We start from the raw sequence: 23,499 nt of genomic DNA, 5'->3' as shown, positions 1-23,499 counted from the left end.
ACCCCAAGAGCGCTCAAAGAATCCAGCGGCAAAAAGGACCCCCGTCCCACGTTTGCTACGGCGTCCGACGTATCGCATCTCTTCCCGCGTATTTCTCCCAGCCATCGTCATTCCTGGGGATTCCATCGAATTTTCGGCCACTCAATCATGCGTCCATTGGAACGATCAGTCGGCAATGGAAATTAGAAGGGCAATGGCTAAGGAGATACGCTGATGAAGTTGAGTTCTTTTGTTTTGGCTGCCGCGTTTGGAGCGCTTGTTTCAACGCATCAGGCGAATGCGCAGCCATCCGTGACGCTCTACGGCGAGATCGACACGGGTATTCAGTATTTAACTCACGCGGATGCAGCCGGCGATTCGCAGCTTTCGATGACAACTGGAAGCCGGCAGCCCACGTTCTTCGGCATCAGGGCGACGGAGGACCTTGGAGCCAGAACAAGTGCGGTGGTCAACCTCTCTCAGGTATTCAACTCCAACGACGGAAGCCAGTTCAATCCTGGCGTTGAATTCTCTAACGAGGCGTACGTGGGTCTTACCAACGAGACCTTCGGCACGTTGACGGCAGGCCGTCACTACAGCGTGCTTTTCGACAACACGATCATCTACGATGCGTCGTATTTTGCGAAGTATTCTGTCTTTTCGGACAATTTCATCCCGGCCCAGAATTTCTGGGTGGATAACTCGATCAAGTACAAGTCGCCGGAAATCGCAGGCTTAAGCACCGAGTTGCTCTACCGGTTTGGCGGGGTGGCGGGTGACAACAAGGCAGGGCGTGTTATCGAGGCATCGATCAAATACGCATCAGGCGGTTTCGCCGGCAGCGCTACCTATTCAGGGACCAATGGCAACGCGGGCATGTCGTCCGAGAAGGATATTCGAATAGCCGTGGCGGCGAAATACACCTTCAAATCGATCACTGTGTCCGGCGGCTATGAAAACATCTCGGGGTCTCTTCAGCTCTCGCCGGCTGGATGCACCTATTTCGGGGGCCTCGGTTATCAGGTCGCACCGGACTTGAATCTGAACGCTGAGATTTATCGCTATGACTTCAAGGGGTCCAGTTCATCCGTTACGGGATACGTCGGAACAGCCAGTTACAGCCTCTCGAAGCGCACAACGTTATATCTCCTCGCTGGCTTTGTGAACAACAAGGGCGCCGGAAATTTTGGCCTGAACCCATACACGACAACGGCGTTGGGACAGAGCCAGATGGGCGCGACTATTGGCATCATGCATCGCTTCTAGGGGATAGCGATCGTTGCTTCGGAACAGGCATCCATTCCCATTGCGGCAATAGGGCCGCTCTTTTAACTTCAGGCCGATATGAACTTGATCAATCTCTCCATCGTGGATGTCCGTCATGGTCTGCAAACGAAGCAGTTCTCGAGCGCCGAGTATGTAAGCGCATTGATCGAGGAAGCCGGCCGCCGTTCAGCATTGAACTGCTTCGTGAATCTGGATACCGCACGCCTGCTTCGAGAAGCCCGGCTTTTCGACGATCAACCGAAAGCGGGACCGCTCGCGGGTATTCCAATCGCCTTCAAGGACAACATCGACGTCCGCGGTGTCGCAACGACCGCAGGCACAAGGAAATTGCGCGCCAACTTCGCGGCGAAACATGCTCCGGTCGCCTCGAAACTGTTCGACGCCGGAGCGCTATTCTTCGGCAAGCTGAGCATGCACGAACTTGCCTTGGGAATTACCAGCAACAACGGTTGGCTAGGGCCTTGCCGCCATCCGTTGGATCTCGGGTTATCGCCGGGAGGCAGCAGCGGCGGGAACAGCGCAGCATTGGCTGCGGGACTGGTGCCGGGCGCGATCGGTACCGACACGGGAGGGTCCATTCGACTGCCGGCGGCGTTGTGCGGCGTGGTGGGTTTGAGACCAACGGCGGGCCGTTATCCGCAGGCCGGAATCGTGCCGATTTCGCATACCCGCGATACTGCCGGACCCATGGCGCGATGCGTCGAAGACGTCGCGCTTCTCGATGCGGTGGTCACGGGCGATCACGCCCACGAGGCGGTCGAATTGTCGGGCTTACGCTTGGGACTACTGCGTCACGCTACGTGGGAAAGGCTGGAACGTGACGTTCAAAAGGTCTGCGAGGAAGCGCTCGACGTGCTTCGCAAGGCAGGTGTCATTCTGGTGGAAGTGACAGTCGAAAATCTGGAGCCCTTGAATGCGGCGATCGGTTTTCCGGTTGTGCTGTACGAGCTGATCAGGGATCTTCCGGCCTATTTGCGTTCACGCGGAAGCGCTTTGACGATTCAGTCCGTCATCGATGAAATCAGGAGTCCGGACGTTGCACAGATCATGCGGCTTGCCATGGACAATCCCGTTCCGGAAACGGCCTATGCAGACGCCCTGACCGCCCGCCTCAAGCTGAAAGAGGCATACCGCCAATGCTTCCGCGCTCACCGCCTCGATGCGATTATTCTTCCCACTTCCCCAATGACGGCACGGCCGATCGGCGCTGACGAAACCGTGGAACTGGAAGGGGAGCAGGTGCCCACGTTCGCGACCTTCATCCGTCATACCGACTACGCCAGCAACGCAGGGCTTCCCGGCATCAGCCTGCCGGCGGGCCTTGTTGAAGCGGGACTACCCGTGGGTCTTGAGCTGGATGGACCGGAGGGCAGCGACCGCCGGCTGCTCGCCATAGCCGCGGCAATCGAACGGGTGATGCCTTCGGTTCGCCTCGCACCGTGACACGGTTCGCATGCGCTGCCGAAATTCCATATGAAAACGTTAGCGCGTGTGACGATCCCCTTCACCTCCGGCTGATACCTTCACTTGATCCCGTCGCCTTCCAGGTATCCGAATGCAGCTCGCGAAATTCTGCGTCGAAGGCTTTCCATATCCGTATCCCCTCGTTCACTCGCCGCATCGCTCAGCGTTCGGGTGAGCGCCATCACATCCGATGCAGCGGCGGCAGGATCCTGACCATTCCTCTCGGCGGCGCCCGAGACGATTTGCGTAATCACGCCGTGGACCTCCCGGGCGATATGCCCGTCGCGCCCGGAAATAGACAGGCGGCTTTCCTCGTAGTCGAGCAGGCGGGCGAGTTGCGGCCGCGACAACTGATGCTCCGCGGCCACGCTTATCACGTGTTCCAGTGCACGTCGCCAATCGTCGCCGTGGTCGTACTCACTGATTGCGGAAAGAATCCGCTGATGTCCGCGCTCGATCAACGCCGCCGTGACGGCATCCTTGCTCGGGAAATACTGATACAGCGAGCCGATGCTGACCCCGGCCCGATCCGCAATATAGTTGGTGTTGTAGCCTTCAAGGCCCAAGCGGTCGAGGACGTCGGCCGCCGCGTCGAGGATCGTGTCGACAGTCTTTGCAGCCCGGCCCTGTGCGGGCAACTTTCTCGGGCTGAGGGGGTCGGATGGCTGGTCGTTTGACATGGGGATCCTCGTTGGCTCACGATGCGCAATTGATTTTATCGCACCTGTCGTGGGGAGGTTTGCAAGCGGCTGCCGGCTGCCATGGGGCGGCAAGCCGCGCGTCACACCGCGCGTCACACCGATGCGTCGCCGCCATTCGGCGTTGCGCTCATCCGTTGGGAAGCGTCGTCGGCGGCAGCACCGTCTCGACAGAACGGCCCAGCGACAGGAGTGCCCGGTCCTGTCCGGGGAGGGCAACAAGCTCGATGCCAACCGGAAGCGTTTGCGCAGACGAAGTGCCTGCAGGCAGCACCAGTCCAGGAATCCCACCCGCCGCGCTCAACGCCGTGTTGCGGCCGAAAGCGTCGAAGAACGAAACCGTCTTGCCGTTGATTTCGACTTCGCTTTCTTGCCCGATGAACGGTGGCAATGCCGCGGTCGCTGGAAATGCCATAGCGACGATGCCATGTTGCTCGAAATGGCTGCGGATACTCGCCTTGATGCCTTCGCGTTGGCGCAGCATGTCAACGTAGGCGTCGTTCGTCGGCCGGTTTGGCGGCAGGGCGACTTGCCTGATGAGGCTTTTAATCCCTTCGCCGACCTGCTCGAACAATTCATCGAACGTTAGCGAAATTTCGTTCGCGGTCAGGAGACGTTCGATGCCATGCGCGGTTTCGTAAAGCATGATGGTCGCTGCGATCTCGAACGCGCGGGTCATCATCGGAGGAATGTCTGACCGGACGATGATGGCGCCAGCATCGCTCAAGCGCGCCAGCGCGTCGTAGTAGACACGCTCCACGTCTGGATCAAGGCCGCTTTCGTAGAACGAACATACGCCGATACGCGCGCCCGCAAGCGTCGTGGTGTTGATCGGCGTGTGGTCTCCGGTCAAGGCGGAATCGAACAACGCAAGGTCGTCGACGCAGCGGGCGAGTGCGCCGACCTGGTCCAGCTTCTGATTGGTTAGCGCGAATGCACCTTCATTCGGATAGCGTCCGAACGTCGGTCGTAGTCCCGCCAGCCCACAAAAGCTTGCGGGGACCCGTATGGATCCCAATGTATCCGCCGCAACTGCCAGCGGCGCTATTCTGGCCGCCACGGCCGCGGCGGAACCGCCGCTACTGCCACCGGGAACACGTCGAAGATCGTAGGGGTTGCGCACGGCGCCGAAGGTTTCGTTATTACTGGTCCAGCCAAACGAGAGCTCCGTCAGGTTGGTCTTGCCCATCACGATCGCGCCCTCGTCCACCAGCCGTCGTACCAGTTCGGCGTCGGCCTCAGGCTGAAAGTCGCGTAGCGCATGCGTTCCGTTCGTCGTCCTTAAGGTGTGCGTATTGATGCTGTCCTTGACGGGTATCGGCAGTCCGTGGAGCAAGCCGAGCGCCTGGTGGCTCGCGCGCTTGAGATCCGCTGCACGCGCGGCCTGCATCACTTGAGCGGGAGGCAGGGTCACGAAGGCGTTGAGCGCGCTCTGTTCGCCTGCACGGTCCAGTAGCGCGGTGGCATAGGCTTCCGCGGTAACGTCGCCTCGTTTCATCGCGGCTATGGCATCTGTCGCGCTCAAATTCACCAGAGCAGCAGATCGCTCGTCGACGGTTTTCACTTTTGAGTCTCCTCACATAAGAGTCCCGCGTATCTGGACCGGACTTCAAGCGTGCCGGGAATGCGCGTGCGTACCAACGCGGGTTTTATTCTTCCAGCTTGATCGACAACTCGACGTCCTCGTGAATGCGCACCGAACAATAGCGCGGGTCGTTGCGGATTTCGGAAAGGTAGTCAGGACTGCCTTCGGCGTTATCGGCAATGACCAGCCCTCCAACACGCAGTTGCGGTTCAAGGAGTGCGAAGACTTGTGGATAGAGCGGCTTGGCCCCGTCGAGAAAGAGCGCATCGATTGCAGGCGGCGCGTGCGATGACAGCGTCTCCAGCGCATCCCCTTCGAGGATGTCCGCCCATTGCGCCAAACCCGCGTTCGCGAGGTTCTCGCGTGCGCGGATTACCTTGGACGACTCCGCTTCGGTGCTGGTCACCTTGCCGCCGCCGTTGTCTTTCACGGCGGCGGCAAGGTGAATTGTCGATACGCCGAACGATGTCCCGAACTCCACGATCGTGCGGGCGTTCATCAGCCGGGCCAATACATACAGCAGTTTGCCGGTGCTGCGCGAAACCGCGAGATGTGCGTTCTTTGCATACGCATACAGTTCTCGGTGGCTGCTGTCGGCGACCAGCCTGTTTCTTTCGAGGGCGTTCAGGTTCGAAAACTGGCGAGAGAATTCGGCCTTGGTAGTGTCCGATGCCGCAAATAACTGGTCAAGCAACATGGATACCGCGGGATGATTGAGTGTGTTCACAGGATCTTCGACAACACGTTAACCGATGCCTCGTGCAGCGCCGGCGCAGCGGCGAGAAAATCGTCGCTAGCAAGATGCCACGGCCGGCCGTGCGTATCGGTCACGGTGCCGCCGGCCTCGCTAACCAGCAACGCCCCGGCAACCAGGCCGGAACGTACCTGGCTGAACTGCCAGAAAACATCCATGCGTCCCGCGGCAACATGGATCAACTGCAGGGTGGCCGGAACCGAGACGCGTGCAACCAGCGCCGAGCTCAGCATCGCCGTGACGGATTCACCAATTCGACGGAAGGTGGCGGCGTCCTCGCCGGGTTTCGCCTGACCTGTCCCGACCAGCGCGGCGTTGAGTTCCTTTTTGCGCGACGGTTCGATCCGAACCCCGTCGAGGTAAGCGCCGCCGCCTCGCGTTGCGGTATAGGTATTGCCGGTGAGGGGGAGATACACGACGGTCAATTCGGGCTGGTTATCCTTCACCAGGGTTGCGGTCACGCACCAGTCGGTCATCCCGTGGATATGATTGATGTTGCCTTCCACGGGGTCGGTGACCCACCATTCCCCCGGCGGCAACTCGCCGCTTTCGAGCTCGTCTTCAGACCAGCTCGCTTGCGGACGAGCAGTAAGCAGTGCTTCTTGCATGACGGCCAGAGATTCGGCGTCGTTTGCGTGGATTGCCTTGACCAGCCCTTGCAGGTCCGAAGGCCGGGCATCGGGCGAAAAAATGTCCTTCATGTGGTTGCCGGCAGCCTGGACCGCGTTAATCGTCGCGCGCATCAGCGCGTCGTTGCTGGCGATCGTGTCTTCATTCGATGATGTCAATTTACGCTCCATGCGTTGCGAGATAGCTGACGTAATGGTAAGAGCCGCACCTTCCCCGGACAACTCGCTTTCGTTCTTGTGAGCGGCATCGCATTGCGCCTTGGTGGACGGGAGAAGCAGGGCCGCGGGAGTATCCGGGCGCGATGCGGTTGTGGGCAAAAGCTCACTTTGCAGCGCCTATATCGTCTTACGATTGGCTGCCGGCTGGCTGCTTCAGCGCTTTCAGTTCGACCATGCCGTCCTCGGACAATGGGAGCAGCGGGCTGCGAGGCGCCCCGGCCTCGAAGCCTTGCAACCGGAGCCCCGCGTTGATCGTTATTGGTAAGCTGCTATTGAGCAACGGGAGTTGCTTATAGAAGAATTGCTGCACCGTATCGGCGTCTTGAGATATCGATGCGTTGTACAGATCGATATACAACTAGGGAATCAGATCAACGGAGGGCGATTCGTGGCATTCGGTTGGTAATACGACGTCCCCAGCGCTACGGAAGTGCTCGGTTAGTGCGAGTACTCAAGGAACAGGGAGCGCGCCTTGTCCAGCGAAGCCGACAATTCCGCAGTGAGCCACTCGACGAATCGGTGAATCGGCGAACCGGGCGGTGGCACGATCGCGGCGAGGACAAAGTAAGACGAAGCTTCCGGCGCAGGCTGGTCATTCGCGAACACCAGTCGCCGCTCTCGCAGCAACCTGTCGACCAGTAAGGATCGGCCGATTGCAACACCGCGGCTTTCGATCGCTGCCTGGTAGGCAAGCCACGCGAGATTGAAGTGCAGGTCGGTCGTCCGCCGGGAACTGACGGCGCCCCGCGCGTCGGTCCAATGCATCCATTCGACGTTAGGGGCCGCGTCGACACCCGGCGCCACGTCATGCAGAAGAACTACCGCCGCCGAAGAGGGCAGCGTCCCGTTCAGGTCGCCGTAGATATCCGGCGAGCAGACGGGCCTCACGAGTTCCGGCAGCGAGACCAGCAGTTGCCGGCCTTGAATCCCGGGGTCTCCGTATCCGACTGCTACATCGATTGCATCTCGTTCGAACTGCACGCGGTCCGTGTACGTCCAGTCTGCAAAGATCGAAACGGAGACGTCGGGGTGTTGACGCATGAAGTCGTGAAGCCGCGGCGTCAGCCACTCAAGCGCGAGCGATGGCGCGCACCGCACCTTCAGTACGGTCGTCGTCTGGTCGCGCGGCAGCCGGTCAAGCCCGGTTTGCAGGCCGGCAAACCCTTCCCGTACCGCGCCGAGCAGCATCAGTCCACTCGCTGTGAGCTTCACTTCCCGTCCCGCTCGCTCAAACAGCTTCGTATCAAGCCGGTCTTCGAGTGCACGGACGCGCTGGCTCACCGCGCTTTGCGTGACGCACAGTTCCTCTGCCGCTCTCGCGAAGGTGCCCGATTCGGCCGCGACCTTGAAGAACCACAGGCCGGGCACGAGCGCGGTATCCAACTTTCGATTACCCATTACCCGTTACCCATTAGCCAGGCTAATTAGTCGATGTAGAAATGATGGATTGTGTCACGAAAATAGGCGTACAAAAATCTCGGCATGCGTTCCGGTAACAGGTTGCTCCAGAAGGAGACGCGGGGACGGTCCGTATCCAGTTAAGCCTTTTGACAGGGTGGGATGACCGTCCGGTTCGGCAATCTACCGATTAATGCAGGTTAAGAATAGGTGCAGGATTTGGCCAGATGCCACGGAAGGTGGCCAGCCAGAACTCGAATCGAGACAGCAAAAATCAGCTACATGGAGTTTTCGATGAATACCTGGAAGTTCAAGCCGTTGTTCTTTGCTTCGTTTGCATTCGTTTCACTGGCGGCCCTGAATGCGCCGCTGAGTCAGGCGGCCCAGTCTCCAGCAGGACTCCTTATCTATTGCTCGGAAGCTAGCCCCGCCGGTTTCGACCCGGGGCAATACACCTCGACCGTCGATAACGCTGCAGGCGCCTATCCCATTTACAACCGTCTTGTTGAGTTCGTTCGCGGCACCACGCAGGTGACACCGGCACTGGCAACGAGCTGGGACGTCTCGCCTGATGGCTTGCAGTACACGTTCCATCTCAGGCATGGAGTCAAGTTCCAGACGACCGACTGGTTCAAGCCCTCCCGGGACTTCAACGCCGACGACGTGCTTTTCACGTTCAACCGGATGCGGGATTCGAACCTGGCATTCGGCCGAGCCTATCCGGTCGAGTTCCCGTACTTCACTGACATGGCGCTGGACAAGACCATCGACCGAGTCGAAGCGCTCGACCCTTACACCGTTCGATTTACGCTGCACACCGCGTCTGCGCCGTTCGTCCAGAATATCGCCATGCCGTTCGCGTCCATCCTCTCAGCGCAATACGCTGAACAACTCCTCAAGGCCGGGAAGGCGGCCCAAATCAATCAGTTGCCGGTCGGAACTGGACCATTCGCGCTTCAGAGTTATACGAAGGACGCGACGATCCGGTACAAGGCCAACCTCGATTACTGGAATCCAGGCGTCGTCAAGCTCTCAAAGCTCGTCTTTTCCATCGTGACGGACCCGGCGGTGCGCTCGCAGAAACTCAAGGCCGGCGAGTGCCAGATTACGAGTTATCCACGACCGAGCGAGGTGCCGTCGCTTAAGGCAGACCCGAAGCTGGTTGTGCAGGAGGCGGCCGGCTTCAACGTGGGATACCTCTCCTACAACGTGACTCATAAGCCGCTGGACAACGCCGACGTGCGTCGGGCGCTGGACATGGCCATCAACAAGCCGGCCATCATCAAGTCGGTGTATCAGGGGGCAGGGCAACTGGCAGACAATGCGATGCCGCCTACGCAATGGCCGTTTGATAAATCGCTCAAGGGTGCAGCCTACGATCCGGACCAGGCTCGCGCGCTTCTGAAGAAAGCTGGCGTTCCCAACGGTTTTGAAATCTCGCTGTGGTCGATGCCGGTACAACGCCCGTACAACCCCGATTCGCGGCTGATGGCAGAAATGATTCAGGCCGACTGGGCCAAAATCGGCGTCAAGGCGAAGATTGTTACGTACGAATGGGGTGAGTACCTCAAGCGCGCGCACGCCGGGGAAGACGACAGCTTGCTCATCGGCAGCAATGGCGATAACGGCGATCCGGATAACTGGCTTGGCACATTACTCGGTTGCGACTCGGTCAATGGCGGCAATTTTTCGAAATGGTGCTACGCGCCCTTCAACAAGTTGATTGAAGAAGGGCGAACGACCGCCGACCATCAGAAGCGCATCGACATCTACACAGCCGCACAGCGAATCTTTGCCGACCAACTGCCGTTCAGTCCTATCGGTAGCTCGACCATTTTTCAGCCTATGAGCAAATCGGTCGTGGACTTCAAGATCAACCCGTTCGGACCACCGGATTTCACCGGCGTCAGTGTGAAACAATAGTCGCTCCCTGAAATTGCCTGATTCGCTGTATTGCTTACGCCGCGAATCGGGCTGAATGAATGGCTGCCGTCTATCGTGTCACGACGATAAGGATATCGAATGAATTCAAGCATCAGCTTTAGTCAGGATCCAGACCATGAGTAGCGTTCTGTTTCGAAACGGATGCCTGCTGGTGCCGGGTGAAACAGAGCTTGTCGGCGAGCGTGATGTGCTTGTCGAGGACGGCCTCATCAAGGAGGTATCCGACCGGCCGATCAAAGCCTCGTCCGCGCGTGAAATCGACGTGCGCGGAAAGACGCTGATGCCCGGTCTGATTGACCTGCACGTCCATGTCTTTGGACTGGGTCTGAACATCGATACGCTGGCACGCACGCCCAACGTCCTTGTCACGCTCCGAGCCGTGCCAGGCATCGCCGCCATGTTGCGCCGAGGATTCACGACGGTGCGCGACGCAGGAGGAGCCAATTTCGCCATCCGGGAGGCTATCGAGTCCGGCTTGATAACCGGGCCACGGATGTTCGTGTCCGGCCGCTCGATTAGCCAGACGGGCGGCCATGGTGACAAACGCAGTCGCTCAGACTTCCTGCTGCCCGACTTCCCTGAGTGTGGCTGTGCGCGCGTGGGTGGGCTTAACCGGGTCGCCGATGGGCTGGATGGCGTCCGGAAGGCCGTACGTGAGGAATTCCAGATGGGCGCCGACCAGATAAAGATCATGGCCTCGGGCGGCGTGTCTTCGCCGACTGACCCTATCGGGGCGATGGGTTATTCCGAGGAAGAGACCCGCGCGATTGTCGCCGAGGCGAGCAGTCGCCACACCTATGTGATGGCGCACGCATATACAGCAGAAGCCATCGGCCGGGCAGTGAGATGTGGCGTTCGAAGCATTGAGCATGGCAACCTGATAGACCTCGCGACAGCGGGGCTGATGAGTACGGCGGGCGCCTACGCTGTTCCCACGCTTGTCACGTATCGCGCGCTCGCATCGGAAGGGCAGTCGCACGGCCTGCCTCCCGAAAGCATGGGGAAGATATCGGAAGTCAAGGACGCGTCGATGCGCTCGCTGGAACTCTTCCGGCAGGCCGGCGTGAAGATGGGATTCGGCACGGATCTGCTGGGAGCCTCCCAGAGGCTGCAAAGCGAAGAGTTCAGGATTCGATGTGAAGTCTTGCCACCCTCCGAGGTCATTCGAAGCGCCACCACGATTGGCGCGGAAATCCTGAACATGCAGGGAAAGCTTGGAGAACTTGTTCCGAACGCGTTTGCCGATCTGCTGGTCGTGGACGGCAACCCTTTGCGCGACATCAACTGCCTGACCGGACAGGGTGAAAGCATTCCTCTCGTCATGAAGGGCGGGAAAATATGTTTTGACGAACTGACGGCCTGACCGGGAGGCATAGCCTCTTGACTATGGGCCGGCAGAAATGAAGCGAACGACTGAACACCTTGAACATGAAAAACGCAAACGTCACGCGACCTAAGATTGGCATCATCACCGGCTCCGGTCCTGAGGCCGGTATGGACCTCTGGAAAAAAATACTCGATGCGCGCCGTGCGATCGAGGACGTACCGTACGGTGGAGACCTGGATGCGCCGAACGTGACTATCTTCTCCGAGCCCGCACTTGGACTCTCGATGGAGCTCGAAAAAAACGATCTTGTTGTTTGGGATAACCTTCGCCGTTCAGCCCAGTACATTGCGGGGCACGTGGACTATTACGCTATTGCGTGCAATACACTGAACTACTATCAGGGACACCTGGACGCGCTGAATCTGCCGGCACAGCTCATCTCCTTCTCGGATACCGTACTAGCTTACCTGCGCGAGCATCGGGTCGAGCGAATCGCCTTGCTCGGTGCGCGCCCGGTGACCGACCTTGGGCTCTGGTCACATTACCGGCAACTGGTCGGGCATGTTGATATTGAACTACCTAATCCGGACGCCGCGCTTCGACTTCATCAGCTTATATACGACATCAAGGCTATCGGGCCGGATGCACCCTCAATTCGCGAGGGATTCCGCGCGGTCCTCGATGAACTGGAAGCCGAAACGGTGCTGCTTGCCTGCACGGAACTCCCTCTGATTCAGCTCGACCCGCAGACCCTGGCGGAAACGGGTAAAGCGCTAGTTGATGTGACTGACCTGGTTGCAACCCGACTTGCGCAACTGGCTTGCCAGTCGACCGTTGCCGATATCGCGTTGCCACGGCTCTCGCGCGTCACAGTGACGTAAAAACCGTAACGGATGTTGAAACGGCAAGTCGAGATCATGGCAATAAATTTAGGAATACAAATCATATTCATAAACGACCGCGCTGGAAATAGTCAGGTTGAGGAGCAAGAACGGGCGTCTCCAGAGCGTGAAATGTTATCGGTCATGGATCACAGGTGATGTTAATTCGGCTGTTTTATTCAGTGAAAAACTGGGGGTAAAAATGAACAAATCTATTCTGGTTGTCAGTGTGTTGGGTGCTTGCTGTAGCGTGGCGCATGCCCAAAGCAGCGTCACGCTGTTTGGTCTCATCGACGAAGGTTTGAACTACACGTCGAACGTTGGCGGCAAGTCTCTCTGGTCGATGTCAAGCGGTGACGTGCAGGGGAGTCGCTGGGGTTTGAAGGGTTCGGAGGATCTGGGCGGGGGGCTGAGTGCGGTCTTCAAGCTGGAGAATGGATTTAACATCAACAGTGGCAAGCTCGCGCAGGATGGGCAGGAGTTCGGCCGGCAAGCGTGGGTCGGTGTGTCCAGCACGAAGTTCGGGACGCTGACGCTCGGTCGCCAATATGACTCGCTCGTCGATTACCTTGGCCCGCTGACGGCCAACGGCAACTGGGGCGGCGGGATGTTTACGCACCCGTATGACAACGACAACACGGACGATACGTTCCGGTTGAACAACTCCGTCAAGTTCGCCAGTGTCAACTACTCGGGTCTCACGTTCGGCGGCGCGTACGCGTTCAGCAACTCGACGGGCTTCGCGACCAATCGCGCAGAAAGCCTTGGGGCGCAATACGTCAATGGCCCATTGACCGTCGGCGCTGCCTTTCTGAACGTTGATGAGCCCAACAATGGCAGCGCAGGCGCTGTCGCGAATCTGGGTTCCAGTGGCACGGACGGGAGCTGGACGGCCGCCCGGCAGCGGGTCTTTGGCGCGGGTATCAATTACGCGATCGGGGCGGCCACCCTTGGCTTTGTGTACACGAACGCGAACCTCTCGCAGCCGACGGGAACGGAGTACGCCAATTTCGCAGCCAGCCCCTCTCTCGGCGCGGCGTCGTCGATCAAGTTCAACAACTTCGAGGTGAATGCCCTCTACCAGTTCACCCCGGCGCTCTATGTTGGCGGCATGTACACCTACACCCAGGCCACGTACGACGGCACGTCCGGTGGAAGCGCGAAGGCCAAATATCACCAGCTTGGTCTGATGGCCGACTACAACATCTCGAAGCGTACCGACCTGTATGCACAGGCCGTATACGTGAAGGTAGCGAGCGATTCCGGTATTCAGGGCACCGGACTGGAGTTCGCCGCGAACCCGGATGCCGCAGCCCCTTCATCGAATGACCGGCAGGTTATTGCCCGGATCGCAATCCGTCACAAGTTCTAATGGTGTCGCGACGGAAAGATGCTCTTGGCTGAGAGCTCTCTTCGTCAAAGGTCATGATGGACGTCGGGGCGTATCGAGGATCGAAGCCGCCGCAATGTTTCTTGATTCGGTTTGGCATATCCGGGCCGGGGGGGGGCCCGAAACGGGTATACGCAAGAACGCCGGATGTTATGGGAACGCCTCGGATCGACTAAAACAAAAAACCCCGCAGGCACAAGGCGTTACGGGGTTTTCTTTTACTACGCTGACTGCCTTGCTAACTACTTGTTGGTGCCCAAGAGAGGACTCGAACCTCCACACCTTGCGGCGCATGGACCTGAACCATGTGCGTCTACCAATTCCGCCACCTGGGCCAACCGATACAGCGAAGGATGCTATTTTAGCGAACGATTCGACGCTGTCAATGGTCGCGTAAGAAATGGATCGAAAGGAGAGGCAAAACAGCGGAGGGGAGAAGCGGTTGCGGGCAGGGGCGGTAGTCGATCGTAATGTTCTTCGACCCGGTCCGGGCGCGAGTATCGAGTAGCGACCCCTTCACTAAGTTTTCGATTAAAAATTCAGCGAACCTGTCCACTCAGCGACGATCAAGCCGAGTGATAGTGATGCCGCATGAAAAACCGGTCGAGTTCACGGTCCTCCGGCCGATGCCCCGTAAAGACCTCCACGTACTCCGCAATACGCATCATGCGGATAGATAGCGCCTCTTCGCTTTTCATCGAAATGTAGCCCATCTGCGTCAGGTAGATGGCTCTCGCGCGCACATCGGCGGAAATGGGTTCGTATTGGTAGCGCTCGAACAATTGAGTGAGCGCGGCAATGCGAAGTTGATCCGCGACCTGGATCTCGGCAGCAATCTCAGGCGACTGCAGCGCCCAGCTTCGGATAGCGGCTTCAAACCGCGAGTCGAAGATCTGGTCATCGAGCCAGCAATCAAATACGTTCAGAACAGCCTCGCAGATTGTTTCGGCGTAGGCTTCGGTCTGCTTGATCCAGTTGCCCGTGTTTTTGGCGCGCCAGCGCTCCAGCAACGCGGCCAACAGTTCCTCGCGGTCCTTGAAAAACCAGTAGAAACTGGTTCTCGACAGATTCAGCTTCTTCGCCAATGGAAGGATGCGCACGGAATCGACGCCGGCATCGCGCAGGCTTTCGTAAGCTACCTCAAGCCACGCTTCGGGCGACCCTCGTCCCGCGTCCGCAGTCGGTTGATCCATAGGTAAAAATTCCTTAAAGCAGCGGCGATCGCCAGTCCGCAGAGCGACGGTCCATCACGAAAGTGACGATATTCTGGCGTCTGGACCGGCATCGGTCAAAGCGCTTTCGCCCTGCATTCCGTCCTTTACCCTGCAACGTAACCCCTCTCTGACGATCAACCCAGCATCTTAATGTTCATTGTAGTCGAGATACTTGACACAGGTGTACACAATGAATAATCTTCATTGCATCCCCCAACAAAAATCGTCAAAGGCCACGCCATGTCGTCAAGCGACCCGCTCCTTCAGCCTTACACCATCAAACATCTGACGTTCCGCAACCGCATCATGACCACGTCGCACGAGCCGGCGTATGCGGAGGACGGCATGCCGAAGGAGCAGTACCGCGCGTATCACGTCGAGCGCGCGAAGGCGGGCATCGCGCTCACGATGACGGCGGGGTCGGCGGCCGTATCGAAGGACAGTCCGCCGGTGTTCAACAACGTTCTCGCTTACAAGGACGAGGTCGTGCACTGGATGAAGGATCTGGCGGACGAATGCCACGAGCACGGCGCAGCGGTCATGATCCAGTTGACGCACCTTGGACGGCGCACGCGCTGGGACAAGGGCGACTGGCTTCCGGCGGTGTCCCCCTCGCACAATCGGGAGCCTGCGCACCGCTCCTTTCCGAAGAAGCTCGAGGATTGGGATATCGAGCGCATCATCAAGGACTATGCGGACGCAGCAGAGCGAATGAAGGCGGCCGGTCTTGATGGGCTCGAGCTCGAAGCCTACGGACACTTGATGGACCAGTTCTGGTCGCCACTCACGAACACACTGGATGCGCCCTACGGCGGCTCGCTGGACAACCGGATGAAGTTCACGTTCGACGTCCTGACGGCCATGCGCAAACGCGTCGGTCCGGACTTCCTGCTCGGTATCAGATACACCGCCGACGAGATTATTGAAGGCGGCCTTACGAAAGAGGACGGGCTGTATATATCGATGAAGCTGAAAGAAAGCGGACTCGTCGATTTTCTCAACGTGATCCGCGGTCACCTGGAAACCGATGCCGGATTGACCGACATCATCCCGATCCAGGGCATGAAAAGCGCTCCGCATCTGGACTTCGCCGGAGATATCCGCAAGGCGACCGGGTTCCCCACCTTTCACGCAGCGCGAATCCAGGATGTGCCGACAGCGCGGCATGCGATCGAGTCAGGCAAGATCGACATGGTCGGCATGACGCGCGCGCACATGACGGACCCGCATATTGTTCGCAAGATCATCGAGCGCCGGGAAGACGATATCCGACCCTGCGTTGGCGCGAACTATTGCCTCGATCGCATCTATCAGGGCGGTGCCGCGTACTGTATTCACAACGCCGCCACGGGCCGCGAAACCACCATGCCGCACGAGATTGCGCGTGCGGAAACCCGGCGCAAAGTGGTGATCATCGGGGCAGGCCCGGCGGGACTGGAGGCAGCTCGCGTTGCCGGTGAACGGGGACATGAGGTCGTGGTCCTCGAAGCCACGAACCATCCCGGCGGCCAGATCCGCCTGACCGCGCAGAACGTGCGGCGCAAGGAGATGATCGGCATCATCGATTGGCGGATGTCTCAATGCGAGCGGCTTGGTGTGACGTTCAAGTTCAATACGTGGGCCGAGTCGGCGACGGTGCAAGCCGAAAACCCGGACGTGGTGATCGTGGCGACAGGCGGAATGCCCCGCACCGACGTTTTGCGCGAAGGAAACGAGCTGGTTGTATCGACCTGGGACATCATCTCCGGCGACGTGAAGCCGGGTTCGAACGTTCTGATCTTCGACGACGCGGGCGACCATGCCGCATTGCAGGCAGCCGAGGTCATTGCGCAAGCCGGCGGGAAGGTCGAGATCATGACGCCGGACCGCTCGTTCTCGCCCGAAGTGATGAGCATGAACCTCGTGCCCTATATGCGTTCGCTGCAGAAGCTGGACGTGAAGTTCACCGTGACCTATAGGCTCGCTTCGGTGCATCGTGATGAAAACGGGCTTGTTGCAGTGGTGGGCAGCGACTACGGCGGCATCCACAACGAGCAGCGTCACGATCAGGTCGTGGTGAATCACGGAACCATTCCGATGGACGATCTGTATTTCGAACTGAAGCCAGTGTCGAGCAACCTCGGCGCGCTTGACTACAACGATCTTATCGATGGGACGAAGCAGTCACGCAAGTCCAACCCGGAAGGCGCGTTCCAGCTTTTCCGCATAGGCGATGCCGTGTCCGCGCGCAACACGCATGCGGCAATCTACGATGCGCTTCGTCTGGTCAAGGATCTGTAGGGACGGGGCCAGTTTCATCAAAGCCAATATCGGTTTTTATAGCGATTTGGATAACTAATAATTATGGTTATCGTAGCGCCGTCCGCATATTTCCGGGAACGTTCATTTATTAGGCGAACGCTTCAAAACGCGGCCATCAACTTCGCGCGAAATTGACGTTTTTGATATCTTGACAGATGGTTCCACGTGGGACTAATCTGAAATCGACGGTAGCCAGACAGCAGGTCGCAAGGGGTTGTGGTCTCTTTGCGGGTCTCGAACCGTTCGACGAATTCATACAAGCCGCGGACCTTCGAAAATGGACGGACGTAATCATGGATCGTGACGCGCGCGTTTCCGGCTTGACCCTGCAACGTCCTCGTGACGGCCGCGAGTATCGAGAGGATCTGGCGGTCAAGGGGCACCAGATTGCGCCTGTCGACGGGGCGTTGATTCGCCAATACGAGAGCATCGACCGGCGCTCCTTGCGCGCTTATCGTCTCGAGAGAATTCGCGCGCAACTGCGTTCGCATGATTACGGCGGGATCCTGCTGGCGGATCCGCTGAATATTCGCTACGCCACTGACACGAATAATCTCGGGCTCTGGGTCATGCATTCGCCGAGTCGTTATGTCTATATCGCTACAGACGGGCCGGTCGTCCTGTTTGATTTCGTCAGCAGTCGACACAACAGCGAAGGCATTGAGACCATCGACGAAATACGTCCAGCCATTCCGTGGCTGTATTTTCTCGCCGGCCCGAGAGTCGAAGAAAAAGCCACGTTGTGGGCCAGCGAAGTAGCCGACCTGGTTTCCACCTACGGCGCAGGTAACCGCCGGCTTGCGGTTGATCGCTGCGACCCTTGGGGCGCAGAGCGTTTGAAGGCGCATGGCATCGAATTGTTCGACGCGCAGCCACTCACCGAACAGGCGCGGCTGATCAAGTCGCCGGAGGAAATCGCGCAGCACGAGGTGTCCATGGCGGTATGCGATCTGGGCATATCGCGCATGGTTGAGTCGCTTCGTCCCGGCGTGACCGAGAACCAACTATGGAGCATCCTGCACGAGACAAACATCGCACATGGAGGGGAATGGGCCGAAAGCCGATTGCTGAATTCAGGCCCGCGGACCAACCCGTGGTTCCAGGACGCGACGAACCGGGTGATCGAGGCGGGAGACATGGTTTGCTTCGACACAGATATGGTCGGGCCGGGCGGCTACCTGTCCGATATCTCCCGAAGTTTTGTTTGTCCGGGCCGAGGCATGTCAGCAAGCCAGGGAAATCTCCTCGGCTATGCGCAAGACCAGATCATGCACAACGTAGGTCTGCTTCGCGCGGGACTTTCGTTTCGCGAATTCGCTGAACAATGCTGGCCGGTGCCAGAGCGTTACGTCCATAACCGGTACATGATGATGCTTCACGGTGTCGGACTGGTGGATGAATATCCGAGCGTTGCCTATGCCGTCGACTTCGACGCCTGGGGGTACGACGGAACCTTCCAGGAAAACATGGTCGTGTCGGTGGAAAGCTACATCGGCGAGCAGGGCGGTAAAGAGGGTGTCAAGCTTGAAGAGCAGGTGCTGATTACCGCGAACGGTTCGATCGTCCTTTCGCAAAGTCCGCTTATAGGCCGCCGATACTGATCATGACCGAAGCCCTTCCTCGCGTGATTGATTCCGACTCGGTGCTGGCGCGGGTTTCCCCTATTGCACTGATCGATGCAATGGAAAAGAAACATCTGGAGGAATACGAAACGATTGGCCGGCTTCATACACCGATCTCGAGGAACAACCGGCCCAGCGCCGAGTTGCTCATCTGGGCGGGCGCGCGGGCCGACGGATCAATGGGCGCAAAAATTGTTTCGATCTCTCCCGACAATAGTCAATTGAGCAAGCCTTCGCCTACGGTTCATTCCGCGTTTGCATTGGTCGACCGGGTGGATGGGCGCTTCAGGTCTTTTATAGTGGGAGAAAGCTTTACCCGATGCAAGACGGCGGCTGATTCCGCGCTAGCGGCGCGCTATCTCGCCCCGGTCAACCCGACGAAACTGGTCGTGCTCGGCGCCGGTGCTCAGGCCAGGACTCATCTGACCTACCTGCATGCCGTTTGCCCGACCATCGAACGGATTGACGTGTGGAACCGGAATCGAAGTCGCGCGGAGCAGTTGATAGAAGAGCGTTTTCTCCCTGTCAATTTTCAGGTATCGAATGATCTGGAGGCGAGTGTCGCGGGCGCTGACATCGTGGTGTGCCTGACGTCGTCGCCCACGCCGGTGCTCGACGGGAGGTGGCTGAAGTTTGGGTGTCATGTCGATCTTGTCGGCGGCTTCACTCCGGACATGCGCGAGACAAACGACGCTGCCATTCTTCGATCGAGTGTTTTCGTAGACCATCTGGGACTCACGGCGGAGCATTGCGGCGACATCGTCCAACCGCTGAAGAACGGAACCCTCACCCTGTCGGACATCCGGGGAGATCTCTTTGACCTGTGCAGAAAGGAGGTTCCCGGGCGACGCGACCCGCAGGAAATTACCCTGTTCAAGAACGGTGGTGGCGGGCATCTGGATCTGATGATGGCGGAATGGTTGTCCGAGTCCTTTCGTTGAGGCAAGGGAGAGTGCAGTCTGTTTATGACTTCGCCTGGTTGTTGAATTTAAGGACAAACAGATATGGTTAGTACAGTAGAGGATATTCAGGAAGCGGAGCTGAAGGCGTCCGACAGCACCGTTAGTGCGCAAGACGTCTTCGCTGCGGTCGTCACGAACGGACCAATCAGCGACGCATGGCGCTTCACGCTCTGGTCGAACTACTACACCGAGCCGTGCTTTTCAGCGATGAGTCGTGACTTCGACGTTGGCCGTGACGAGTTTAACGTGCTGAGCTGCCTGAGTTCCTATGGTCCGATGGCTGCCAAGACAATTTGCGATGTGACTGGCCGTCCGAAAAACAGCATCAGCCGTGCGGTAACGCGACTAAGCGAAAGGAAGATGATTCGGCGCAAGATCAACCCGCTTGATCGGCGTGAGAGCTCGCTCATCTTGAACGAAAGCGGGCGGAAGCTCTATGAACGTGTGGTGCCCGTTGCTATCGAGCGGCAATCGACCATGCTGAGTGGGTTGAGTTCATCGGAGCGCGCGTTGCTCGATCAGGTATTGAACAAGTTAATGCAGTTTCGCCATGAATGGTGAAGACGCTGATCGAAGGGGCTGCAAAGGGCGCTGCAAAGGGGCCACGAATGCAAGTCACGAATAGTTGATTCAACTTTTGCACTACATGGTGCGAAAGCATCACTTGAGGTCTGTTTTTTGGCTTAGTCCAATCAACTAGACGAGTGGTGCTAGTGGTGCTGTGAGGCGGCGATGGCCTGCAGTGGTGGTCGCCCAATCGACCGAGACCGGCTTTGCACGAAGTTCACGGAGTGAGTTCCATGAATAGTATCGCTTCTCCTTTTCTAAAGTCCGAGCCGGTTACTTCGCAGCGCACGGGGGCAACGGGTGAGCCAATACTTTGCGTTGAATCGGTGAGCAAGACATACGGCACGCACAGGGTACTCGAGAACATTACCTTTCAGATGCGTGCCGGGGAGGTGATCGCGATCATCGGTCCCAGCGGTTCCGGAAAAAGCACGTTGCTTCGGTGTGTCAATCAACTCGAGCCGCCGAACGAAGGCAAGGTGACAATCGGAGGCGTAACGATCGACGCCGGACGCCCGCCCTCCCGGCGGGACCTCGTCGCGTTGCGCCGGAAGATTGGGATGGTGTTCCAGTCCTTCAACCTGTTTCCCCACCTCTCGGTGTTGCGCAACGTCAGTCTTGCGCAGGAGCGCACCATGGGGCGCTCCAGAAGGGAGGCGGACGTAAGATCGATGGATCTTCTGGCGCGCGTTGGCCTGGCGGACAAAGCGAGCCAGTATCCCGGGCGGTGTTCTGGCGGTCAGCAGCAACGGATCGCGATCGCCCGTGCATTGGCTCTCGAACCGGAGATCATGTTGTTCGATGAGCCGACTTCCGCGCTGGATCCGGAGTTGGGTTTGGAAGTGTTGGCGGTCATGAAGGAACTTGCGTTATCGGGCATGACGATGATCGTCGTCACCCATGAGATGCATTTTGCAGAGAACGTTTCGGACCGCGTGATCCTGATGGCGGAAGGTCACATACTCGAGGAAGGACCCAGCGCCGAGATCATGCGCGCACCGAAGACCGAACGCGCAGCCAAGTTCCTTAGCGCCGTGAGGGACCGCTAATGATCATGGATCTCACGGCGATCTTGAAAGGTGTTCCCTGGACAATCGCGCTCACCTTGGCGTCGTTCATTCTGGGCGCGGCGCTTGGGTTGCCGCTTTGCGCGATGCGCCTTTCGACCATCGGTGTGTTGCGATTTACGTCGACGGCGACCGTCGTGTCCTGCCGATCGATTCCACCGATCGTCTGGCTTTTCTTCGTGTTTTTCGGCATTGGTAACGGCCTCATAGCCATGAGCCCTTTTACTGCGGCCGTAGTGGGCCTCGGCCTGGTGACCGCCGCCAATATGTCCGAAATCTATCGGGGGGCGCTGACCGCTATTCACCCAGGTCAGTTCGAAGCAGCGAAGGTGTTGAATCTGACGAGGAGTCAGCAGTTTCGCGACGTCGTGCTCCCGCAGTTGACGAGGATCGCATTGCCGTCGGGCGCTACGTATCTTATTGGCTTGCTTAAGGACTCCGCTGTTGCATCGACGATTGGCGTGACTGATCTGGCCTATCAGTCGTATCACGTTTCTCAGCAGACGTTTCGCGGGCTGAGCGTCTACGCGGCTGCGGCGCTTCTCTACATACTCTTGAGTTTGCCGATCGCGTGGCTGTCGCGCTGGACCGACGTTCAATTGCGTTCGAGGGTATCGAGATGATGGAGCTTCTGAATCTCTGGAAGGGCTGGCTTCCGGATCTTATCGACGGCTATGGCCTCTCGCTCGAGGTCACGGCGCTGAGCCTCGCGATAGGCATTCCGCTCGGGCTTGTGCTTGCGCTTGCGGTGCCGGCCAAGTCGAAGGCGATCAGGTTCACCGCGTTGGCGTTCGTTGAAATCGGACGAGGGGCGCCGGTTCTTATCCTGCTCCAGTTTGTTTATTTCGGCTTGCCGACGGCCGGTCTCACGTTGTCATCGTTTGCGTCCGCGGTGGTTGCGCTGGCGTGCTGCACCGGCGCCTATACGAGCGAGATCATCCGGGCCGGATTCGAGGCCGTCCCGTACGGACAAAAGGAAGCGGCGTTAGTGATCGGACTCAACGGCCTTGACGCACTGCGCTTTGTGATCGTTCCTCAAGGCCTGAGGGTTGCGCTGCCCGCGCTTCTCGGGTTTTCGATAATGATGCTTCAGGCAACGTCTCTCTGCTTCACGATCGCTCTTCCTGAGCTGGTCAGCCGGGCATCGAATATTGGGTCCACGACCTTTGAATATATGCCGGTACTGATCCTTGCCGGCTTGATGTTCGCTGTCGTCTGCATTCCCGCAACGCTGTTTGTCTCCGTACTGGAACGACGATTGGGACGTCATGCCGTTCGATAGATCCGCTCCCTCTTTACCGCTTAGCTGCCTGTGAATGTCCCTCCACTGAAGCCACGATAGGAAAACGACATGAAAACGTCCGCGAAATTTTTGAGGAGGCTGTGCGCCGGCCTCCTTTTATCCTGCGTCACCTATTCTGCCTTCGCGGATCAGTGCAAGCCCGCTCACACGTTTCCGACCATTACGTCCGGCACTTTATCGGTTGCAGCATGGGTATTTCCTCCGTATTCGATACCGGCGAGCGGCACCGATATTGGCGGCGTTGATGGAGATATCGTCAAGCTCATCGCGGCGAAGGAATGCCTGAAGCTCTCCATCAGCACGGTGGATCCGGCGGCAGTCATCCAGTCGGTGGTGTCGGGGAAAGCGGACATCGGAATGGGTGACTGGTACAGGACCGCTGACCGCGCGAAAGTCCTGGGGCTTAGCGGCCCGATGTATCTCGACCAGATGGGCGTCATCTCCAAGGAGGGTATCGACACGATCGCTGGCTTACAGGGAAAACGCGTCGGATCGGTTCAGGGTTATCTCTGGACGGGCGACCTCCAGAAGGTACTCGGCAGTTCGTTGACGCTCTATCCCAATCCGGTGGCCATGGCTCAGGATCTGGCGGCTGGCCGGATTGACGTGGGAACTGACAGCTACGCCGTCGCGCAATACGACCAGAAAAAGGGCGGTTATTCGTCGATCAAGATCATGGCAGTGAAGCCGGACGCGAGGGTTCCGGCATCGGTTCAGCCGGGCCAGACCGCATTTCCGTACACGAAGTCGAATCAGGCCCTCGGCGATGCCTTGAGTGCCGACATTGCGGATCTGCACAAGTCCGGCGATATCGCGCGGATCCTGAAGGCGCACGGTCTGGAGCCTTCAGCCGCCGACGTTGGCCAACCGCGGCTGATTCAGTAACCCATGTCGGTCTCGCATCGAGG

General features: G+C 58.5%; 21 protein-coding genes and 1 tRNA gene. 14 read left to right on the top strand and 8 right to left on the bottom strand.

All coding sequences use genetic code 11. From position 1 onward, the window contains the following. Window positions 1–213 precede the first annotated feature (213 nt). Together HB376_RS01315 and iaaH are read left to right on the top strand one after the other, a co-directional pair. Window positions 214–1,245, top strand: a complete 1,032-nt coding sequence (locus HB376_RS01315) for a porin (RefSeq protein ID WP_213761620.1) — start codon at window positions 214–216, stop codon at window positions 1,243–1,245. A gap of 78 nt (window positions 1,246–1,323) precedes the next feature. Further along, window positions 1,324–2,709: an indoleacetamide hydrolase gene (iaaH, locus tag HB376_RS01310; RefSeq protein ID WP_213761619.1), complete on the top strand. Its 1,386-nt coding sequence runs from the start codon at window positions 1,324–1,326 to the stop codon at window positions 2,707–2,709. 80 nt (window positions 2,710–2,789) lie between these two features. Here the strand turns inward: iaaH and HB376_RS01305 are convergent, their stop codons facing one another. The 6 genes from HB376_RS01305 to HB376_RS01280 form a co-directional block, all read right to left on the bottom strand. Beyond that, a complete protein-coding gene (locus tag HB376_RS01305; RefSeq protein WP_213761618.1) occupies window positions 2,790–3,410 on the bottom strand; it encodes a TetR/AcrR family transcriptional regulator in 621 nt (206 codons plus the stop codon). A gap of 148 nt (window positions 3,411–3,558) precedes the next feature. Next, window positions 3,559–4,992 (bottom strand): amidase family protein, encoded by a 1,434-nt coding sequence (locus HB376_RS01300; protein ID WP_213761617.1) that lies wholly within the window; start codon window positions 4,990–4,992, stop codon window positions 3,559–3,561. Window positions 4,993–5,077: 85 nt separating this feature from the next. Beyond that, window positions 5,078–5,740: a class I SAM-dependent methyltransferase gene (locus HB376_RS01295; protein ID WP_346730416.1), complete on the bottom strand. Its 663-nt coding sequence runs from the start codon at window positions 5,738–5,740 to the stop codon at window positions 5,078–5,080. After that, a complete protein-coding gene (locus HB376_RS01290; RefSeq protein ID WP_255631095.1) occupies window positions 5,737–6,555 on the bottom strand; it encodes an inositol monophosphatase family protein in 819 nt (272 codons plus the stop codon). The genes HB376_RS01295 and HB376_RS01290 overlap by 4 nt, the downstream gene beginning before the upstream one ends. 187 nt (window positions 6,556–6,742) lie before the next feature. Then, window positions 6,743–6,973: a hypothetical protein gene (locus HB376_RS01285; protein WP_213761616.1), complete on the bottom strand. Its 231-nt coding sequence runs from the start codon at window positions 6,971–6,973 to the stop codon at window positions 6,743–6,745. Window positions 6,974–7,053: 80 nt separating this feature from the next. Continuing rightward, window positions 7,054–8,013: a LysR family transcriptional regulator gene (locus HB376_RS01280; RefSeq protein WP_213761615.1), complete on the bottom strand. Its 960-nt coding sequence runs from the start codon at window positions 8,011–8,013 to the stop codon at window positions 7,054–7,056. Between the two features lie 294 nt (window positions 8,014–8,307). On the opposite strand from HB376_RS01280, the gene HB376_RS01275 reads away from it, so the two are divergent. The 4 genes from HB376_RS01275 to HB376_RS01260 all read left to right on the top strand — a co-directional run bounded on the left by HB376_RS01275 (window position 8,308) and on the right by HB376_RS01260 (window position 13,537). Beyond that, window positions 8,308–9,936 carry an ABC transporter substrate-binding protein gene (locus HB376_RS01275; protein ID WP_213761614.1) on the top strand — a complete coding sequence of 543 codons (1,629 nt, stop codon included), beginning with the start codon at window positions 8,308–8,310 and terminating at the stop codon, window positions 9,934–9,936. Window positions 9,937–10,072: 136 nt separating this feature from the next. Further along, window positions 10,073–11,320: an amidohydrolase family protein gene (locus HB376_RS01270; RefSeq protein WP_213761613.1), complete on the top strand. Its 1,248-nt coding sequence runs from the start codon at window positions 10,073–10,075 to the stop codon at window positions 11,318–11,320. Window positions 11,321–11,385: 65 nt separating this feature from the next. Next, a complete protein-coding gene (locus HB376_RS01265) occupies window positions 11,386–12,165 on the top strand; it encodes an aspartate/glutamate racemase family protein (RefSeq protein WP_213761612.1) in 780 nt (259 codons plus the stop codon). Window positions 12,166–12,367: 202 nt separating this feature from the next. Next, window positions 12,368–13,537 carry a porin gene (locus tag HB376_RS01260; RefSeq protein ID WP_213761611.1) on the top strand — a complete coding sequence of 390 codons (1,170 nt, stop codon included), beginning with the start codon at window positions 12,368–12,370 and terminating at the stop codon, window positions 13,535–13,537. Between the two features lie 268 nt (window positions 13,538–13,805). On the opposite strand, the gene HB376_RS01255 is transcribed toward HB376_RS01260, so the two are convergent. Both HB376_RS01255 and HB376_RS01250 read right to left on the bottom strand, forming a co-directional pair. Further along, window positions 13,806–13,890 (bottom strand) — tRNA-Leu (locus HB376_RS01255). A gap of 231 nt (window positions 13,891–14,121) precedes the next feature. After that, entirely contained in the window at window positions 14,122–14,748 is a 627-nt protein-coding gene (locus tag HB376_RS01250) for a TetR/AcrR family transcriptional regulator (RefSeq protein ID WP_213761610.1), read from the bottom strand. 261 nt (window positions 14,749–15,009) lie between these two features. Here HB376_RS01250 and HB376_RS01245 point away from each other — a divergent pair, with 261 nt between their 5' ends. The 8 genes from HB376_RS01245 to HB376_RS01210 all read left to right on the top strand — a co-directional run bounded on the left by HB376_RS01245 (window position 15,010) and on the right by HB376_RS01210 (window position 23,476). Next, complete coding sequence (locus HB376_RS01245; RefSeq protein WP_213761609.1) at window positions 15,010–17,049, top strand: NADH:flavin oxidoreductase; 2,040 nt, start codon at window positions 15,010–15,012, stop codon at window positions 17,047–17,049. Between the two features lie 314 nt (window positions 17,050–17,363). Beyond that, window positions 17,364–18,671: a Xaa-Pro peptidase family protein gene (locus tag HB376_RS01240; RefSeq protein WP_213761608.1), complete on the top strand. Its 1,308-nt coding sequence runs from the start codon at window positions 17,364–17,366 to the stop codon at window positions 18,669–18,671. Between the two features lie 2 nt (window positions 18,672–18,673). Beyond that, window positions 18,674–19,633, top strand: coding sequence for a hypothetical protein (locus HB376_RS01235; protein ID WP_213761607.1), 960 nt, complete (start codon window positions 18,674–18,676; stop codon window positions 19,631–19,633). A 63-nt stretch (window positions 19,634–19,696) separates the two neighbouring features. After that, window positions 19,697–20,215: a MarR family transcriptional regulator gene (locus HB376_RS01230; RefSeq protein WP_213761606.1), complete on the top strand. Its 519-nt coding sequence runs from the start codon at window positions 19,697–19,699 to the stop codon at window positions 20,213–20,215. Window positions 20,216–20,454: 239 nt separating this feature from the next. Beyond that, a complete protein-coding gene (locus tag HB376_RS01225) occupies window positions 20,455–21,270 on the top strand; it encodes an amino acid ABC transporter ATP-binding protein (protein ID WP_218627141.1) in 816 nt (271 codons plus the stop codon). Further along, entirely contained in the window at window positions 21,270–21,911 is a 642-nt protein-coding gene (locus HB376_RS01220) for an amino acid ABC transporter permease (RefSeq protein ID WP_213761605.1), read from the top strand. Before HB376_RS01225 ends, HB376_RS01220 begins: the two co-directional genes overlap by 1 nt. After that, window positions 21,908–22,570 carry an amino acid ABC transporter permease gene (locus HB376_RS01215; RefSeq protein WP_213761604.1) on the top strand — a complete coding sequence of 221 codons (663 nt, stop codon included), beginning with the start codon at window positions 21,908–21,910 and terminating at the stop codon, window positions 22,568–22,570. Before HB376_RS01220 ends, HB376_RS01215 begins: the two co-directional genes overlap by 4 nt. Window positions 22,571–22,639: 69 nt before the next feature. Then, window positions 22,640–23,476: a transporter substrate-binding domain-containing protein gene (locus HB376_RS01210; protein ID WP_213761603.1), complete on the top strand. Its 837-nt coding sequence runs from the start codon at window positions 22,640–22,642 to the stop codon at window positions 23,474–23,476. The last annotated feature ends 23 nt before the right edge of the window (window positions 23,477–23,499 follow it).

The sequence above is a fragment of the Caballeronia sp. dw_19 genome, from assembly GCF_018449515.1.
Taxonomy (GTDB): Bacteria; Pseudomonadota; Gammaproteobacteria; order Burkholderiales; family Burkholderiaceae; genus Caballeronia.
This window is presented reverse-complemented; position numbering and strand designations above follow the sequence as displayed.

Bases quoted from the DNA above. Each gene is read 5' to 3' on its own strand.
- HB376_RS01280 (WP_213761615.1), bottom strand. From the start codon at position 8,013: ATGGGTAATCGAAAGTTGGATACCGCGCTCGTGCCCGGCCTGTGGTTC.
- HB376_RS01210 (WP_213761603.1), top strand. From the start codon at position 22,640: ATGAAAACGTCCGCGAAATTTTTGAGGAGGCTGTGCGCCGGCCTCCTT.
- HB376_RS01315 (WP_213761620.1), top strand. From the start codon at position 214: ATGAAGTTGAGTTCTTTTGTTTTGGCTGCCGCGTTTGGAGCGCTTGTT.
- iaaH (WP_213761619.1), top strand. From the start codon at position 1,324: ATGAACTTGATCAATCTCTCCATCGTGGATGTCCGTCATGGTCTGCAA.
- HB376_RS01305 (WP_213761618.1), bottom strand. From the start codon at position 3,410: ATGTCAAACGACCAGCCATCCGACCCCCTCAGCCCGAGAAAGTTGCCC.
- HB376_RS01240 (WP_213761608.1), top strand. From the start codon at position 17,364: ATGGATCGTGACGCGCGCGTTTCCGGCTTGACCCTGCAACGTCCTCGT.
- HB376_RS01245 (WP_213761609.1), top strand. From the start codon at position 15,010: ATGTCGTCAAGCGACCCGCTCCTTCAGCCTTACACCATCAAACATCTG.
- HB376_RS01260 (WP_213761611.1), top strand. From the start codon at position 12,368: ATGAACAAATCTATTCTGGTTGTCAGTGTGTTGGGTGCTTGCTGTAGC.
- HB376_RS01230 (WP_213761606.1), top strand. From the start codon at position 19,697: ATGGTTAGTACAGTAGAGGATATTCAGGAAGCGGAGCTGAAGGCGTCC.
- HB376_RS01215 (WP_213761604.1), top strand. From the start codon at position 21,908: ATGATGGAGCTTCTGAATCTCTGGAAGGGCTGGCTTCCGGATCTTATC.
- HB376_RS01220 (WP_213761605.1), top strand. From the start codon at position 21,270: ATGATCATGGATCTCACGGCGATCTTGAAAGGTGTTCCCTGGACAATC.
- HB376_RS01225 (WP_218627141.1), top strand. From the start codon at position 20,455: ATGAATAGTATCGCTTCTCCTTTTCTAAAGTCCGAGCCGGTTACTTCG.
- HB376_RS01275 (WP_213761614.1), top strand. From the start codon at position 8,308: ATGAATACCTGGAAGTTCAAGCCGTTGTTCTTTGCTTCGTTTGCATTC.
- HB376_RS01235 (WP_213761607.1), top strand. From the start codon at position 18,674: ATGACCGAAGCCCTTCCTCGCGTGATTGATTCCGACTCGGTGCTGGCG.
- HB376_RS01250 (WP_213761610.1), bottom strand. From the start codon at position 14,748: ATGGATCAACCGACTGCGGACGCGGGACGAGGGTCGCCCGAAGCGTGG.
- HB376_RS01270 (WP_213761613.1), top strand. From the start codon at position 10,073: ATGAGTAGCGTTCTGTTTCGAAACGGATGCCTGCTGGTGCCGGGTGAA.
- HB376_RS01265 (WP_213761612.1), top strand. From the start codon at position 11,386: ATGAAAAACGCAAACGTCACGCGACCTAAGATTGGCATCATCACCGGC.